The organism is Campylobacter concisus UNSWCS (assembly GCF_000466685.1).
GTDB classification, from domain to species: Bacteria; Campylobacterota; Campylobacteria; order Campylobacterales; family Campylobacteraceae; genus Campylobacter_A; species Campylobacter_A concisus_A.
The window spans coordinates 1-1,006 of record NZ_ANNG01000014.1 but is presented as its reverse complement, the minus strand read 5'-3'; the positions used below and the strand labels follow the sequence as shown (position 1 = coordinate 1,006).

Annotated in this window: 2 protein-coding genes; both read right to left on the bottom strand. The window is 43.1% G+C overall.

The window, feature by feature from the left end; genetic code table 11:
- Positions 1–851, bottom strand: an 851-nt coding sequence (locus tag UNSWCS_RS04785) for a phage late control D family protein (RefSeq protein ID WP_035143532.1), incomplete at its 3' end; no start/stop codon positions are given.
- Positions 845–1,006 (bottom strand): tail protein X (locus UNSWCS_RS04780; protein WP_035143531.1); only part of this gene is annotated, 162 nt, incomplete at its 5' end. The genes UNSWCS_RS04785 and UNSWCS_RS04780, both read right to left, overlap by 7 nt.

The window sequence follows — 1,006 nt, the reverse complement described above, 5'->3', positions numbered from 1 at the left end:
GCTACTATATTTGCGCCGGATAAAGAACACCTGCCGTTTATGCCGCCCTTTTGTAGTTCGTTTAGCTTGGCTTCGCCCATTTTAAAAGCCTCATTATCGCTCTTTGGTTGGGCTATTTGCATCTTGTAGGTTTGCTCGCCCGAGCCTACCTTAATACTCTTTGTTTTACCCGCTTCTATGTCTTGCCACTCTACTATGACGGCACCGTAGGAATTTCTATTTGCCTCCGTGATCTCCAAGGAGTAAAGCTCGGCTAAATTTAGAGTAAATTTGGGCAAACTCTCGTTTTTAGGCGTATTTGAAGTTTGCGTTTCGTCCCCTTTGGCGTCTTTGGAAGCTATAACGATGGTGTTATTTTTTACCGCCATGATAAAGCCGTAATCAAAGCAAAGCCCATACAAGAAATCTAGATCTCCTGCGTCGTTTTGCAAGACGGAGGCGATGTTTTGATCCTGCCCGGACGTTTTTACGGCAAGCTTATTTTCGCCGGCTATTTTTCTCGCTATTTCAAATACGGTGGTATTCTCCCAGCTTCTGCGCTTTTTGATTTTTTGAGGGCTTGCGAAGTTTACGGCAGTGGCTCTTACTTCGGTGGTATAATTTTTATAGTCTCTACTAGCCGTTTGCACGCTAAACGAGCCGCAAAGATAAAGATCGTCCCCATATCCTAGCCAAAGCTTTAGATTGTCGCCAAATACGGGCTTGGCGTATATACCGCTAACACTAAAGCTTATCTCGTCGCTTTTGCTTCCCTCTTTGTCGTCGAAATTTAGACTGATGAGATTTGCTTTGATGATCTCCGTAATATCTTTACCGTTTGCTTCGAGCTTGAAATTTGGATGCTTTACCATAGCTTATTTTGCTCCTTGGCTTTCTCTTTTATCTCGGGCAAAAATACCTTGTCGCCAGCTTTAAGTGTAGTGGCTAGTTTTGGATTTAGAGCTAATACTTGCTCGAAAAATCTTAGATGCCCGTAATGGTTATAGACGATAGTATCAAGCCTATC